Annotated in this window: 9 protein-coding genes; 3 read left to right on the forward strand and 6 right to left on the reverse strand. The window is 59.4% G+C overall.

Features of this window, described 5'->3' with window-relative positions:
* Positions 1 to 386: 386 nt before the first annotated feature.
* Genes AUJ55_08480 through AUJ55_08490 form a run of 3 tightly spaced genes read right to left on the reverse strand, consistent with a single transcriptional unit; the run spans position 387 to position 2,645 of the window.
* A complete protein-coding gene (locus AUJ55_08480; GenBank protein OIO56418.1) occupies positions 387 to 1,847 on the reverse strand; it encodes a hypothetical protein in 1,461 nt (486 codons plus the stop codon).
* Positions 1,828 to 2,247 (reverse strand): hypothetical protein, encoded by a 420-nt coding sequence (locus tag AUJ55_08485; GenBank protein ID OIO56419.1) that lies wholly within the window; start codon positions 2,245 to 2,247, stop codon positions 1,828 to 1,830. The genes AUJ55_08480 and AUJ55_08485 overlap by 20 nt, the downstream gene beginning before the upstream one ends.
* The gene (locus AUJ55_08490) at positions 2,247 to 2,645 is read right to left on the reverse strand and encodes a hypothetical protein (GenBank protein OIO56420.1); all 399 of its coding nucleotides are present in this window, start codon (positions 2,643 to 2,645) and stop codon (positions 2,247 to 2,249) included. Before AUJ55_08490 ends, AUJ55_08485 begins: the two co-directional genes overlap by 1 nt.
* A gap of 225 nt (positions 2,646 to 2,870) precedes the next feature.
* Between AUJ55_08490 and AUJ55_08495 the strand changes: the two genes are divergently transcribed.
* The 3 genes from AUJ55_08495 (at position 2,871) to AUJ55_08505 (ending at position 8,487) form a co-directional block, all read left to right on the forward strand.
* Positions 2,871 to 3,803 (forward strand): hypothetical protein, encoded by a 933-nt coding sequence (locus AUJ55_08495; GenBank protein OIO56421.1) that lies wholly within the window; start codon positions 2,871 to 2,873, stop codon positions 3,801 to 3,803.
* 31 nt (positions 3,804 to 3,834) lie between these two features.
* A complete protein-coding gene (locus AUJ55_08500; GenBank protein OIO56422.1) occupies positions 3,835 to 4,770 on the forward strand; it encodes an ADP-glyceromanno-heptose 6-epimerase in 936 nt (311 codons plus the stop codon).
* Positions 4,771 to 5,211: 441 nt separating this feature from the next.
* Positions 5,212 to 8,487: a hypothetical protein gene (locus AUJ55_08505; protein ID OIO56428.1), complete on the forward strand. Its 3,276-nt coding sequence runs from the start codon at positions 5,212 to 5,214 to the stop codon at positions 8,485 to 8,487.
* A gap of 194 nt (positions 8,488 to 8,681) precedes the next feature.
* Here AUJ55_08505 and AUJ55_08510 read toward each other — a convergent pair whose 3' ends face one another.
* The 3 genes from AUJ55_08510 to AUJ55_08520 form a co-directional block, all read right to left on the reverse strand.
* Positions 8,682 to 10,169 (reverse strand): hypothetical protein, encoded by a 1,488-nt coding sequence (locus AUJ55_08510; GenBank protein OIO56423.1) that lies wholly within the window; start codon positions 10,167 to 10,169, stop codon positions 8,682 to 8,684.
* Positions 10,170 to 12,732: 2,563 nt separating this feature from the next.
* Positions 12,733 to 14,001, reverse strand: coding sequence for a hypothetical protein (locus tag AUJ55_08515; protein ID OIO56424.1), 1,269 nt, complete (start codon positions 13,999 to 14,001; stop codon positions 12,733 to 12,735).
* A 138-nt stretch (positions 14,002 to 14,139) separates the two neighbouring features.
* Positions 14,140 to 14,424, reverse strand: coding sequence for a hypothetical protein (locus AUJ55_08520; protein OIO56425.1), 285 nt, complete (start codon positions 14,422 to 14,424; stop codon positions 14,140 to 14,142).
* Positions 14,425 to 14,691: the final 267 nt, after the last annotated feature.

Below are 14,691 nucleotides of genomic sequence, written 5' to 3' on the forward strand. Positions count from 1 at the left end.
GAACAGGTCCATCAAACCCACGGCGGAACCACCCACCGCCACTAACCGTTTACAAATTTTCGCCCCCAAACTGTCCAAGGAGTGGGGTCCACCCCACAGTACCCCAGTATCGCGCCGCGACCCCCCATCGTCGGCATGATCCGAGTAAAGCTTGGTCAACTGGTGTCGAGGGCGAAGACCCTTTCGAACCTTACTCTGGGAGCCCTTACAAGGCCAGAAACGACCACTTGGGCGCGGGCGCTGCACGTGACCTTCCCAGGGCGACGCTGTGCATGTTGGGTGAGGTGCCACGCCGATATTGGGCGTGATGGGGGCGTTTTTGGCGGACGTGGGCCATCGTCCGTTTGCGACTGCGGGACTACCGGACGACCGAACCGGCCACGGCTTCACCCCCCCGGCATAACCCCGCGCAGCAGCAAAACCATCACGACGATCACTCCGGTCATGACGAAGTTGAGCCGAACCCCTGCTTTGATCATCGCCTGCATCGGCAGCCGTTCAGTGCCGAAGGCGATCGCGTTGGGCGGCGTGGCGACCGGGAGCATAAAGGCGCAGGAGGCGGCTAGAGTGGCCACCAGCATCAAGGCGATGGGGTCATCGCCAGTGGTGGCCGCCACCGCAGCCAGAATCGGCAGCATCACCTGGGTGATGGCGGTATTGCTGGTGATCTCGGTCAGAAAGACCATCACCAGCGTCACCCCCAGCAACATCAGCGGTAACGGCACCCCCTGCAAGAATTGCAACTGCCCCCCCAGCCAATGAGACAACCCCGAGTCTTGCATTCCCATCGCCAGAGCAAAGCCGCCACCGAGGAGCAGAACAATCCCCCACGGCAGCTTGCCGAAAGCGGACGAATCAAGAATGGGGGCGCCGTCGGCGCGGCGCAGCAAGAACAGGCTCAGCGCTCCAAACATCGACACTGTGCCGTCGTCGACGCCAGGATAGGGGAGCAGAGCGGTCCAACCGGGGATGGCGAAATCGTCGGTCTTGATGCCGCTACGGGTCATCCAGGCCAGCGCCGTCAAGGTCAGCACAATGGCGACTTTGCGTTCCCCGGTTTTGATCGGCCCCAAAGAGGCCAGCTCGTCACGCAGGGGGCGCCCCGAATCGATGCTCCAGGGCATTGCCCGCACCTTTCGTCCCACCAGCAGCAACACCGCTCCTAACCCAACCAACATCACCGGCACCCCGATCATCATCCACTGCAAAAAGGTGGGGATCAGTTCGGGGCGGTGTGCAGCCAGGGTTTCGAGAAAAACCAGGTTGGGGGCGGTTCCCACCGGCGTCCCCATCCCCCCCAGGTTGGCGGCGTAGGGGATCACCAGCAGCAGCGGGATCGAGAACAGCGCCGTGGTTTGCTCACCCTGTTGCTCTTCCAGGCGACGGATCACCGCGATGGCGATGGTCACCATCAGCATGGTGGTGGCGGTATTGGAGATCCACATCGACAGAAACGCGGTGGCAACGGCAAAACCGGTGGCCAGTTGCAGCGGGCTGTGGTGCCAGCGGGCGAGGATCTTCAAGGCAATGCGCCGATGCAGCCCGGTGCGCTCCATCGCCTGGGCGATCAAGAATCCCCCCAAAAAGAGGAAGATGATGCTGTTGAAGTACTTGGGCGCGACCGCCTTGGTGGCGGCGACTCCGAGCAGGGGGAAGAGGATCAAGGGGAGTAGGGCGGTAACCGCCAGGGGGACACACTCCCCGATCCACCACAGCGCCATCCACAGGGCGATCCCCAGCATCGCGTTGGCCTGGGGTTGATCGGGGATCGGTTGCCATTGAGGGATCAACAACCCGAGAACGGGGGCTGCGATCAGAAACCAGAATTTAGGGTTCATGCGCTCCATCCAGGATTCGGTTCATGGGGTCGAGGTCGAGGTCGGGGTCCTGGTTCAGTTCGTCGAGTCCGTTCAAGCAGCGATGCTGGTCGACAATGACGGCGGGGGCGCGCAGGGTCAGCCAAGTGGTCAGTCCGTGCCACAAACCCATACGGCGGATCAAAACAGGCAGCAGGTAAAAGAGGTTGCGCAGATCGACCACATCGACCGCCACATCGGACCGGGTTTGCAAGCGGGCGTATACACGTCGTATCGCCTCTTTGCCGGATTGACCATCGGGGGGAGGAGCGCCGCCCAGGGAGGGGGCGTCGGCGAGCCCCCCACAACAATCGGAGCAGGCCATCAGCTCGCCGCCATCGACAATCAACAGCACCCGGCGTGGGGCAATGGGGGATGGGGCCAGCGGCATCAGGCGATGGCCGCGAAGCTCCGGGTGAGGGTGTCGACGACGACCAAATCCCCCACCGACACGGTCTGGGGCACCGTCAGGGTTAGACCGGTCTCAAGCACCGCCTGCCGCTGACCCGATGCCGAGACCGAATCGACATCGGTCACCAGTAGGGACACCTGAATGGGGAGGATCACCCGCACCAGCTTCTGACTGCGAAAACAGGCCCCCAACACAACCTTGGGGCGAAGAAAATCGGGTGCCTCGCCGAGTTCCTGGGCGCCGAGCTCAATGCGGTCGAAGGTCCGGCGATCAAGGAAGTGGTACCGTTGCCCCTCGTAATACAAAAACTCCAGCTCCCGATCGATGGTGGCATCTTCGGGGCAAGCAAACGAAAATTGGGGTTGTACAGCCGTCATGGAAGATGACTCGGATTGCAACCGGGTTATGGGTGGATAAGGGGCGACGTTCATGTTGGAACGTTGCGCTCCTGCGGGGGGTTCTCCATCATCACCCGCTTGTCTGGAGCGCCAAGCGGACCTATTGAACGGGTATCCCTCGTAAAATAAGGCTTTTTTGACGTTTGAAGGGTACGGATTGCACCCTGTTATCACAAGGGGCGATCCGACCAAGAGGAGTAAACGATGCGTACAGTGTTGTTAGACGACCGCCAGGCCGAACGACTCAACGGTGGTTTGGCTTGGGCTCGCGCCGGTATGAGCGCCCTGCGGGTACGGGGCGCCGAGGCGGGCGGGTTTCTGCACGGCATTTTGACCCAACACATGAAAGAGCATGAGGCGGGGAAGGCCCGCTTCGCCGCCATGCTCACCCCGCAAGGCAAGGTTCTCTTCGATCTTGAGGTGGTGCCCGAAGAGGACGGCGTGTTGCTGCTGATCGCCTCCGACCGCCTTGAGGCACTCACCGCCAAACTCAACATGTACAAGCTGCGTACCCCGGTTGCAATCGAACCGACCGACCTTACGGTGATGGAGGTGCTGGGGGGGCTGCCCCGCTGGCAAGAGGGCGAGGTGGGCGATCTCATCGTGGAGGGAGCGGTGCGGATCACCGCACTGTGGGGGCGTCGCCACCGGGTGGTGGGCCCCGAGGCCGCGGTCGCCAAATTGATGGACGAGATCGCCGACCAGGGGGGGCAAGAGCTCCCCGCCCTGATTACCGCCTCCCGGATCGTCGACGGCATTGGCACCCCGGGGGTCGATTGGCAACCCGAGCAGGCGTTGGCGCTGGAGCTCAACCTCGATCAACGCAATGCGGTTCACTTCAACAAAGGGTGCTACGTCGGCCAGGAGATGACCGCCCGCACCCACTTTCGGGGCAACCTCAAGCGCCGCTTGATGTTGGTCGAGGGGCGGGGCATCCCCGACAAGGATGGGGTGGTGATGGCTGCGGGCCACGAGGTGGGGACGTTAACCTCCCGAGTGTGCCTGCCCGATGGCCGCGACATCGCCCTGGGGATGCTCAAGCTCGACGCCTTCGAGGAGGGTCAACCGACCCCCGAGGTCGACGGCGTCCCCCTCAAGCGACTGCGCGCCCCCTACGAAATCGCACACACACTCTAACTTTTGTTTCTTTGAACCCTATGAGGCTTCCATGCGCATTCTGGTGACCGGCGGCGCCGGCTACATCGGCTCCAACATTGCCTTCGCCCTGCAAGACAAGTACCCCAACGCCCGCATCGTAGTTTGGGACGATTTTTCGAGCGGCGACTTTAAAACCCTGATCGGTTTTAAAGGGGAGGTGGTCGCGGGGTGCATCACCGATCCCGCCGCCCAAGCCCGCATCCGTTCCATGGACCCCTTCAACGTCATCTACCACGAAGCGGCGATCACCGACACCACCGTGCTCGACCAGAAGAAGATGGTCGAGGTCAACACCAACGCCTTCGCCGACATTCTGAGCATGGCGCTGCACTGGCAGGCCCAGGTGATTTATGCCTCCAGTGCCGGGGTCTACGGCAACTCCCCCGCCCCCAACCGCATCACCGAGGGGCTGATTCCCGCCAACGTCTACGGCTTTTCGAAGTACGCCATGGACCAGATCGCCGCGCGCTACTGGCGCGAACACCCCGCCTTGCAGGTGATCGGGATGCGCTATTTCAACGTCTACGGGCCGGGGGAGTGGCACAAGGGCAAGACCAGCTCGATGATTTTGCAGCTGTGTCGGCAGATGCTCGACGGCAAAAACCCCCGCATCTTCAAGTTCGGCGAGCAGATGCGCGATTTCGTCTACATCGGCGACGTGGTGCAGGCCAATCTCAAGGCGATGAGCGCCGGGCGCAGCGGTGTGGTCAACGTCGGCAGCGGCAAGGCCCGCTCCTTCAACGACATCGTGAGCAACCTCAACCGGGTGTTGGGGCGCAGTCTCGAAATCGAGTACTTCGACAATCCCTACGATTTCTTCCAGAACCACACCGAGGCCGACATCACCGAGACCCGCAATTTGCTCGGCTATGAGCCGGAGTACACGCTCGAAAAGGGGATCGAGACCTATGTGCCGCACATCTTGGAGCGTTTCGGCAAGAGGTAAGGACGGTTGAACGACACAAGGGCGGCCTTCGGGCCGCCTTTTGTTTTTTGCGGGGGGTAGGATTGCGTGCAAGTGCACGGTTGGATCGCTTGGGAAGCGCTGATTTAATAGCGCTTCCGAGCGACCCAGGGATGGATCGCCAAAATAGCGCCGTCGTAGGAGGCGACCTAAGTCGCCGAAGCACTGCCAATTCTGCAAGCGAAGCACAAACGACGCCGCCTCAAGGCGCCTACTTTTGGTTTTTGCGTAGCGTGCTGACTCAAGGCAGGAGCCTTGAATCAGCGTTTCCCTTGGCCATTGCCCCGACTGCCCCTGGACGCCAGTGCAGGACGACGGGTTGTGCGAGGGCGGTTTGCATGGATCGCCAGGGCTGTTCGTCCCCACCCTCGCAGCGACTCTCCCCACAAGTACGGTTTCCCCCATTCTGGAGCATCCATGTCCCTGCCTGAATTTACCTTCGACGACATCGAGTCCTGGCTCGGCCCCCGCGAGGTGGCCAAGGGCAAGGGGTATGTGGCGGTGGTGCGTCTGCTCGAAGCATCCGGCGACCGGATCGAGGCCGAGGTTCGGGGGACTGCTCGCCGTCCTTATCGCGTGACAGTGACGTTTCGCGAGCAGCGCGGCGGCTGGGGTGTGATGGGGTTTTGCACCTGTCCGGTGGGCTACAACTGCAAACATGTGGCGGCGACCTTGCTCGCTTTTGCCGAACGCAGTCGACAGGGGGCGGCCAGCGGCATCGGGCTTGAGGTGTCCGATTGGATCGAATCTTTGCGGTCGGTGGCGCCGGGCGCGACGAGGCCTCCACCCGCCCAGGAACAGCTGCTTTATGTGTTGGCCCCTGGGTTGACCGACGCTGCCCCCTGGGATGTCACGCTGCATAAGGTTCGGCTGCGCCGGGATGGATCGTTTGCCGGCCCCAGTTCGCCCTGGAACAACATCCGCCAAGCCCTGTTGAAACCACCCCGTTTCGTCGACGAGGACGACCTGGCGATTCTGGGGCTGCTTTGGCGGCAGGGGGATGATTGGGCGCGGCAATACGGGGATGGCCAACCGTTGAAGAACCTCCATACCCCCGAGCTGATGCGGCGGATGCTCGATACCGGCAGGTTGTGCGTCGATCCCAGCGGCGACGGCGAGGACTGGGTACCCCTGGATGCGGGGACGCCCCGACCCGGTGAGGTGGTATGGCGGGCAGAGGGCAACGCCCCAGCGGTTCGTCCCGCCATCAGAACCGATCCCCCCTCGTGGAGGGTCGTTTCGGCGGGGGGGCTTTGGTATCTCGATCTTGATCGGGGGCTGGCGGGGGTGGTCGAAACCCCCCATTCCCCCAAGCTGCTCGACCGCTTGTTGCAGGCACCCCCCTTACCCGTTGCCGCCCTACCCGCCGTGGCGCAAACCTTGGCCGTTTTGGACCCCAAGCTCCCGTTGCCCCAGGCCGAAGAGCCGCCTCTCGTCGAGGTCGATCCCCGCCCCGTCCTGTTGTTGACCACCGTGGTCGCCATGGGGCTTTCCCACCAGGGCTATGATCGATACGAGCGAACCTTCGACGTGGCGATCCCGAGTTTTGCCTACGAAACCGTGGTGCTCGGCCCCGAGGCATCGGGGGAATACCACATCACCCTAGAGGGGACATTGGTGCGGGTCGCCCGGCGCCGCGACGAGGAGCGCCTTCGTCTCGAAGAGCTGCAATCGGCGGGGTTGTCCCCCGTGTTGGGAACCCCCTACCTCACCCCCGATCCCCCGCGTCCGGTGTACGCCCTCGACAACCACGCTGCGTGGCCCAGCTTTATGCTCGACGAACTGCCCCGCCTGCGCGCCCTGGGCTGGGAGGTCGGTTTCGCAGAGGATTTTCGGCAGCGGATTGCGCCGGTCGAATCCTGGGAGGGGGAGGTCGTCCAGGGGGAGGAGGGGTGGTTCGATCTCGACATGGGGATTGTGGTCGAGGGGCGCCGTTTTCCCTTGCCCCCGCTACTGTACCAATTGTTCAAGCGCGATCCGCGCTTGCTTGACGCGCAAGGTCTGGCGGGGATCGACGACGAAGAGGTGATGGCGCTGGATCTCCCCGACGGCGGGAGGGTGGCGCTGCCCGCCGGGCGGATCAAACCGGTGATGCGCACCCTAATCGACCTGTTCGATACCCCACCCGGCGATACCCTGCGCCTGTCGCGCTGGGATGCGGCCCGTCTGGCCGAATTGGGCGATCAAGAACGCTGGCAATTCAAAGGGATGGAGGATGTGGCGGCGTTGGCCGAACGGCTGCGGCAAAGTCGGGGTGTGACGGCGGTGGCGCCGCCCGAGGGCTTCATGCTGGAGCTGCGTCCCTATCAGCGCGAGGGGCTGGCGTGGCTGCAATTTTTGCGCGAGCAGGATTTGGCCGGAATCCTGGCTGACGACATGGGGCTGGGCAAAACCGCCCAAACCCTGGCTCACATCCTGACCGAAAAACGGGCAGGCAGGCTCGACCGTCCCGCCTTGGTGGTGCTGCCGACCTCGCTGCTGTTCAACTGGCGGCGCGAGGCTGCGCGCTGCGCCCCCGACTTGCGGGTATTGGGGCTGCGCGGCCCCGACCGGGCCGAGCGCTTTGCCGCCATTGCCGAGCACGACGTGGTGCTGACCACCTACCCCTTGGTTTGGCGCGACATCGAGGCGCTGGCCGCTCACAGCTACCACCTGTTGATTCTCGACGAGGCCCAGACGGTGAAAAACGCGGGCAGCAAGGGGGCGCAGGCGGTGCGGCGGATCAATGCCCGTCATCGCCTGTGCCTGACCGGAACACCGTTGGAAAACCACCTCGGCGAGTTGTGGAGCCAGTTCGATTTTCTGCTCCCCGGTTTTCTGGGCGACGCCAAGCGGTTTGCCAAGCAGTTCCGCAACCCCATCGAAAAACAGGGGGACCGGTTGCGCGGCGACCTACTCGCCCGCCGGGTCGCCCCTTTTATGTTGCGCCGCAGCAAGAGCGAGGTGGCCAGCGACCTGCCCCCTAAGAATGTCATCGTGCGTAGCGTCGAGTTGGAGGGATCTCAGCGCGATCTCTACGAGACGGTGCGCAGCGCCATGGATGCCAAGGTGCGCGAGGCGATTGCCGCCAAGGGGCTGGCCCGCAGCCACATCCTCATCCTCGACGCCCTGCTCAAGCTGCGTCAGGTCTGTTGCGATCCCCGGCTGCTGAAAACGACAACCGCCACACGGGTCAAGGGGGGCGCCAAGCTCGATTTATTGATGGAGATGCTGCCGGAGCTGGTCGAGGAGGGGCGGCGGATTCTGGTGTTTTCCCAGTTTGTCGCCATGCTCGACCTCATCGCCCAGGCGCTCGACAAGGTTGGTCTGCCTTACCTGACCCTGACCGGCCAAACCAAGGATCGCGAGGCGGTTGTCGACCGTTTTCAAGCCGGGGCGGCCCCGGTCTTATTGGTCAGTCTCAAAGCGGGGGGGGTCGGGCTCAATCTGACCGCCGCCGACACGGTGATCCACTTCGACCCCTGGTGGAATCCCGCCGCCGAAAACCAAGCCACCGACCGCGCCCATCGCATCGGCCAGACCCAGGCGGTGTTCGTCTACAAGCTGGTGGCTGCGGGCTCCATCGAAGAGAAGATCCTGGCGTTGCAAGAGCACAAGGCGGCGTTGGCGGCGGGGGTGCTCGGCGACGACGCCACGGCGCTGGGTAAATTCGGCCCCGAAGATTTGCAGGGGCTTTTTGAACCGTTGCCCGAGGGATGAGGATGAAAACATTGCGTGCGGGGGAGGGGATCGAGGCGATCCATACCTTTCACGCCTTCGATCAGGTTTGGACCTCGGGCCAGCTCAGTGAAGCCGATCTCGACCGCCTGGGCGCTCAAGGTTTCGCGGCGGTCATCAACCTCGCCCCGCCGGACCACCCCGACGCCCTGGCGGGGGAGCAGAATAGTTACCCTTTATTGAACATTAAACCCGATGTAATCGGTGCCATCGCTGGCCACTACCACCAACTTTTGCGTGTTGGCGGCGGTGGTGGTCAGGTAGGCAATGCCGGTGAATGTTTTGCCCGCATACAACGTAGAGGTGCCACCAAAAGTCAGCACGGCATCGAAATAATCCCCTGCCGTAGATGGGGTCAGTTGCCCTGCGAGGGTTTTTCCCAACATGGTTGACACAGCGAACTGTCCATTGGCGTCGATGGTGGTGTTGATTTCGTCGCTGTTGACGGGGCAAATCCACGAATTGGTCCAGAAACGGGTGACTGCTGCCAAGGTGGCTGGGGTGGTGGCCACGGGGGTGAGGTTCAAGGTGGTTCCACCTAAGGTGAGCGTGACGGCGGAGGGGGTTTGGGTTCCGGTGACGGACAGCCCCGTCATGGGCACCCCCACGTCAAGGGCGGTTCTGGTGGCAGTGCCGCTTAAGACCCCGGCGTTGTTCAAAAGGGTGCCCGCCGTCAAAGAGCTGGGGCGTTCCTTGAAGCTGTCGTTGCTGGTGATCCAGGCTGCGCCGTTGGCTACGACCAGCAGATCCACGATGTTGCCGTTGTTGGGATTGGTGCCGCGCCAAAGCCCCTGCGCCATTGGGGTTCCGCCGCCCCCGCCCGTTGCCGCCTTCGTTCCGGTGTAACTCCCCGATCCAGTCCCATTGCTCCAGTTGCCGCTGAAAGTGCCGGTGGCGGTGTTCAGTGTTCCGTTCCAGGTGGTGTTTCCGGCGGTGCCGACGAAATCAAAACCGTTGGTATTCAGGGTAGTGCTCATGGTGCCGTTGATGACATCACCGGTATCCACCGATCCGGTGACGTTGCCGCTGGCGTCGATGACGATGGACCAAACACCCCCGGAGGTTCCGGAATAGGTGCCGCTGTAACTCCCGGCAAACATCCCGTTCATCGTGGCTTGCAGATGGTTTTGGGCTGCTGCCACCGTTGTTAACGCAAAGGTGTTACCTGTTGCTGCGTTGATTTGGTTTAGCGCCGCTTGCAGGTCGAGATCGGTGGCGGTGGCCAAGTTCAGGGTGGTGGTGGCTGCGGCGGCCACCGTTGGGTCGATGATCAGGTTGTTCGTATTGCCACTGCTGTTGAGCGACAGCAGCAGCCTCACCACGTTAATCGCCGCTGGGCTGGTGGCGTTGGCCCCGTTTCCGGCCAAATGGATGGGGGTTACCGTGCCACTGGGGGTAACGGTACCCAAGGTCAGGTTGCCCACCGAAAAGGTGACGTCGACCCCTGCCGGGTAGGTAAACGCCCCCCCCGCCCCCGTGGTGCCGGTGATGGTTTGGCCATTCTGCACATAGCTGTAGGTCACCCCCTGCACCGGGGCGTCGACGAAGTAGCCGGTGGCTGTGGTGGTGGCGCTTCCCGAATTGGAGTCGGAGGAATTGGAGCCGCAGGCGGTGAGGAGAGCGGCTAGGATGGTTAGAGCGGCAAATTTGGCGAAACGGCGCATGGGAGGGCCTCGGGAAATAGGTTGTTTGAGGAAATACTGGATATGGACAGCTAACCATCGTTCTTCACTGAATTTTATAAACCCGATAGGTGTCCATGACATATAAGCCGTCCGGCGTTAATGCTAAACCGGCTAGATCCTGGAAATGCATGTCGCTACAAAGTCCGGAAGTTGCAGTGCTAAAAAGATTACCAGCCAGTAGCCGTACCGTCTTTTGGGCAATATCGTAAACGACAATTTCCCCATCATTGTTAGTGAATCTACCATGGTTATTTGAAATGTATATCCTCGAACCATCGGTGGCGAGGCCGTTTATCGCGCTGTAGGATTTAAGCGAACCGATTTTGGGTAGTGGAACGGAGTCAACAAGACCTGTTGCTATTGATATCCTTCGTAGGACGACACCACCTAAAGTGTGCCCTAAAACATAGATATTAACGCCATCGGTTGTTATGGAATAAAGGCCCGAAAATCTTGCTAATGGTCCTTGACCATCGGTGTTCCCAGATGGAGAGGGAGCGCCGTTGGATTCTGCAGGTGGTCGTCCCGCTAGGGTGGTTACATTGTGGGTTGTTAGGTCTATTTTTCGGATGGCATTATTCATAAAATCAGCGACATACAGATTGAGACCGTCCGTGGTAATGGACCAAGGGCTGTTAAAACGGGCCAGGGTTCCAACGCCATCAAGGTAGCCCGGTATTCCACCGGTGTTTCCATAGGCATCTGTTGCGATTGGAAGGGCCCCCGCTAGTGTGGTTACAAGGCCGGTTAAGGGATCCAGTTTTCGTATGGCATGATTGTTGGCGTCGGCGATGTAAAGATAGGTTCCATCGGTAGTGATCCCCGTTGGGCTGCGGAAGTAGGCAGAACTACCTACCCCATCCACAAAACCGGTCGATAGATACCCTCGCCATCCGGCAAGGGTAGTAACCATTCCACTGACCAGATCAATTTTTCGAATCGCGGCATTTCCGTGTTCGGCGATGTACAAACTTGTCCCATCCGTTGTCATCCCCTCTGCCTCGTGAAATTTTGCCTGCAATCCTGGTATGGGTACTCCGACCATCCCGATTTCCCCGCCGTTACCGGCAACTAAGGATACAGAACACGAGAGAGGGGTGATGGAGATTATGGGCGCACCTGGCTGGAAATAACTTCCGCCCATTTGGCCACTCGGCGATGTTATGGGCCACGTCGCGCCAGCCTCTTGTCCAGCGCCATTCTGGTCCCCGCCTGATCCGCCAGTGCACCCCCATAAGGCTGTTAGGGATACAAGCAAACCGACGCATGGAGATAAACCGGATGTTCCCATGATGGTCACCTCAGTGGCGTTTTTATGCCCTGCGCAGAAACAATGTTTGGATCCATGCCCCGTTGGCTGGCCCAACGTGAACATCAGCAACTACCCACAATCCTGAAAATGGGCTGCCCGGCAGGTTGCCTTTTGCGCCAACATAAAGAGCAGGGAAGTCGGCATCGGGGCCAACCTCGTTGGGAGTGATGTGCCTATCGCCGTTAACATCGAAGTTCATTTTTGTGATCATGACTTCCTCCATAAATTGCAATCATTGAATGCGTAATTCAAGCCGGATATATGCTTTGTTTTCTTGGATTTTTTCACGGAACAAAGTTGTCTACCGACTCAAAACTTGGATGCCTATAGCCACTTCTTGAATCCGTGGGCAAAACCGAAAAAAATCGAGCATTGATGCGGCCTACAGGGCATAGGAGCTTCGCCCGGCGGGTGAAGCTGTTTTGGTTGTAGTCGGCGTAAATCCTGGTTTTTCTGAAATCAGCCCATGGATTCAGGATGAAGATTGGGTCCACTCGCTGTGCAGCACTCCAGTGCGGGACAATGAAAGCTCGACGGTTTTATCAATTATATCGGCAAGGTCATCATCACTAGCCTCATTCGAGAGGCGTGTATTGGTTAACCTTGCCGCTTCTTGGAATGCCAAGAGTTGTGCCTCTTCTTGGGGGGATAGTCCGGGTGTTTGCTCGTATTCGAAGGCGGAGTACGTTGCGCTTTGCGCGGGAGACACGGTGAAAAATGGCGTGTAGGCGCCGATGCGAACTCCGATGTAGAGCAGCCAAGCATGTTGGGGCGAACAACCACCGTCGAGGCAGGCATGGCGAAACATGCGGTCTGCCGCCAAACGCCCTTGCCAACCGTTTTGCTGGCACCAGTAATCGTGGACAATGGAGGCACGCCGGTAATCGCCGGTGTAGGGCGAACCAACGATATTCCACAAAATGCGGGGAATACTGGCCCCATCGACAACAAAATCTTTCCGAACGGACCAAGATCGATTCGATGGGTCGATATAGGCGAAATCTGCTTCGAGGCACATGCGTCGATCAGGTTGGTTGGTCTCAGTTAGCCAGCGCAACGTTGGTTCATCGGGTGTAAAAGGGATCCTTGGCATTCTTGGTTCCTTTCAGAATAGAACGCGCATACCGCACCGCACCTTTTATGGATATGCACTGGCTGATCATGTGGGGAGATCAATATGGATCTAAAAATAAGGGCCACATCGCTTTGATCGATGTAGCCCCTGTTTGATCAATTGGTCGGCATCAAAAACACATGGTTCGGAGTTGCAACCACAAGCGTTTGCTCCAAAAGGGCAAGCTCAACGATGGACTCACCAATATTGATGGTATTGAGGTAAGTCCCTTTTCCCGCATCCAGAACCGTGATGGCATCAGCCGTCCCGTGAACACTCGAAACAAAAACCTTGGTGGTGGTTGCAGCCATTTGTTGGGTGGTACCCAGACGCATGGGAATCGAGGCCCCGGAAGATGCCCCCAAAAGGGCGCCCACCACCCCAACGCTGGGTTTTTGGAAGCGCACATTACGTACTGAGTTGGGGGTAATGGCGCCATTGGTTTCGCCGTTCCAGACCTCCCAGATTTGATCACCCTCCAGATCGGTAGCAATCACCCGGCGGTCGGCAGCGGCAAAAATACTGGTGCCGTTTGTGGTAATGGCACCGACGCCGTCGTAGTAGTCAGTGTCAATATCGGCATTGAATTTAATGGTGTTTTCGCCTTCAAGGTCGACACCGAAAAATCCCGGCTGGTAATCGTTGGTATTGGAGCCAATCATCGCGGTCGGGTGGGCGGCCGCCGCGAAAATGAAGGTGTCGTTAATGGTAATCGGGCCTGCCATCAGGGCGCCGTAAACCTCCAGTCCCCCTGGTCCCCTCGAATGGGTAACCATCTCAAGAGAAGCCTCACCAATCAGCGAAAACTTATAGCCGTTGGCGAGGTAGTAATTGCCATTGTGGTACCACGCCCTAAGCCGGGGGGTGCTTGCATATATGGCCTCCGCTGACGCCATACCCAGGGTGATTTCGCCGATGTCGAAGCTCTTCAATGTGGCCCCTGTGTCACGTGAGACAACAGTGAAGGTGTCTCCAACCGTAAATGCCACCGATTTTTGACCCAGCGTCGGGGGGGAAATCAACCCAGTTCCCGCCGAAGTAGTCGACCATTTTGGGGTTCCTTGGGTATCGACAAGGCCAAGCTGCATTTCTTGGCCATTGGGCGGAGCATTCAAGCCGCCAATCAGGAACATCGACGTTGAGTGCTCCTCTTTTTTGCCCACCGAATACGAGGTCCAGGCAATGCCGCTGGCATCGGCTGCCACCAGGCGAACATGGGCTTGGGGCAGTTGGGTTTGCCAAAGAGGTTTACCATCGGCGCCAACCATGGCAATTCCGGCTGATCCAGCCACCAGCAAATTGCTCCCTACCACGATGGTGCTGGTGATTTGGCCAATTCCGGCATCGGTAGCATTAAAAACATGGGTGGTTTTGGGCTCTTCCACCAAAGTGTGGGAAATGCCAGCTGGTCCGCATCCTGTGGTCGCCAGCAACACGGCGACGCAGGCAATGGCGGGGGTTAATAGGTTTTTTGATGATGTTTTCATGGTGTTTTCTGGCCTCATGTGATGGTCAATTACGAATCACGGGATGATTATCGTGTGGCTCCATGGGTCACTGGGGCCTTGGAGTAGGTCGGGGTTGCTCGGACTGGCTTGGAACAGAATTTTCCCCTCCGAAACTACCAAAAAATTAGCCTTCCATGCCCCCCACATGTTGTGAATGACGAACGTCAATGAATCCCCACTATTGGCTTGGATGATCGCTTTCTTGCTTCCTCCAGAATCGACATGCATGACCTGCTCACCGTTGTGCGAAACAGTGACCCCATCATCGACCCCAGATACTGCGATGTTGACCTGTGGCATCATTTCCTCCTTAGGTTTTATGGCGTTCACGCGGGTTTTTTGAATAACCAACCTGGTATTTTGTGAATTTACTGGTTTCATGGATTGACTAACAGATGACAACTCCAGAACCAAATTCACAGAATAACCAAGTAAGAAATCCCCCCCAGTCTCAACAAACTCATCTCCATCCGAAATCCCCAAAACCAATGCCCCACCGCTCCTGGATTCAGGGGCACTGTGATCACCACATCCTTTATAAACATGTTGCAAATACCCCCCCCCCCC

Source organism: Proteobacteria bacterium CG1_02_64_396 (assembly GCA_001872725.1).
Lineage (GTDB): Bacteria > Pseudomonadota > MNWR01 > CG1-02-64-396 > CG1-02-64-396 > CG1-02-64-396.

What these genes read in the sequence shown, in the direction of transcription:
- AUJ55_08480 (OIO56418.1), bottom strand. Translation starts at nt 1,847, where the DNA reads ATGGAGCGCATGAACCCTAAATTCTGGTTTCTGATCGCAGCCCCCGTT.
- AUJ55_08485 (OIO56419.1), bottom strand. Translation starts at nt 2,247, where the DNA reads ATGCCGCTGGCCCCATCCCCCATTGCCCCACGCCGGGTGCTGTTGATT.
- AUJ55_08490 (OIO56420.1), bottom strand. Translation starts at nt 2,645, where the DNA reads ATGACGGCTGTACAACCCCAATTTTCGTTTGCTTGCCCCGAAGATGCC.
- AUJ55_08495 (OIO56421.1), top strand. Translation starts at nt 2,871, where the DNA reads ATGCGTACAGTGTTGTTAGACGACCGCCAGGCCGAACGACTCAACGGT.
- AUJ55_08500 (OIO56422.1), top strand. Translation starts at nt 3,835, where the DNA reads ATGCGCATTCTGGTGACCGGCGGCGCCGGCTACATCGGCTCCAACATT.
- AUJ55_08510 (OIO56423.1), bottom strand. Translation starts at nt 10,169, where the DNA reads ATGCGCCGTTTCGCCAAATTTGCCGCTCTAACCATCCTAGCCGCTCTC.
- AUJ55_08520 (OIO56425.1), bottom strand. Translation starts at nt 14,424, where the DNA reads ATGCCACAGGTCAACATCGCAGTATCTGGGGTCGATGATGGGGTCACT.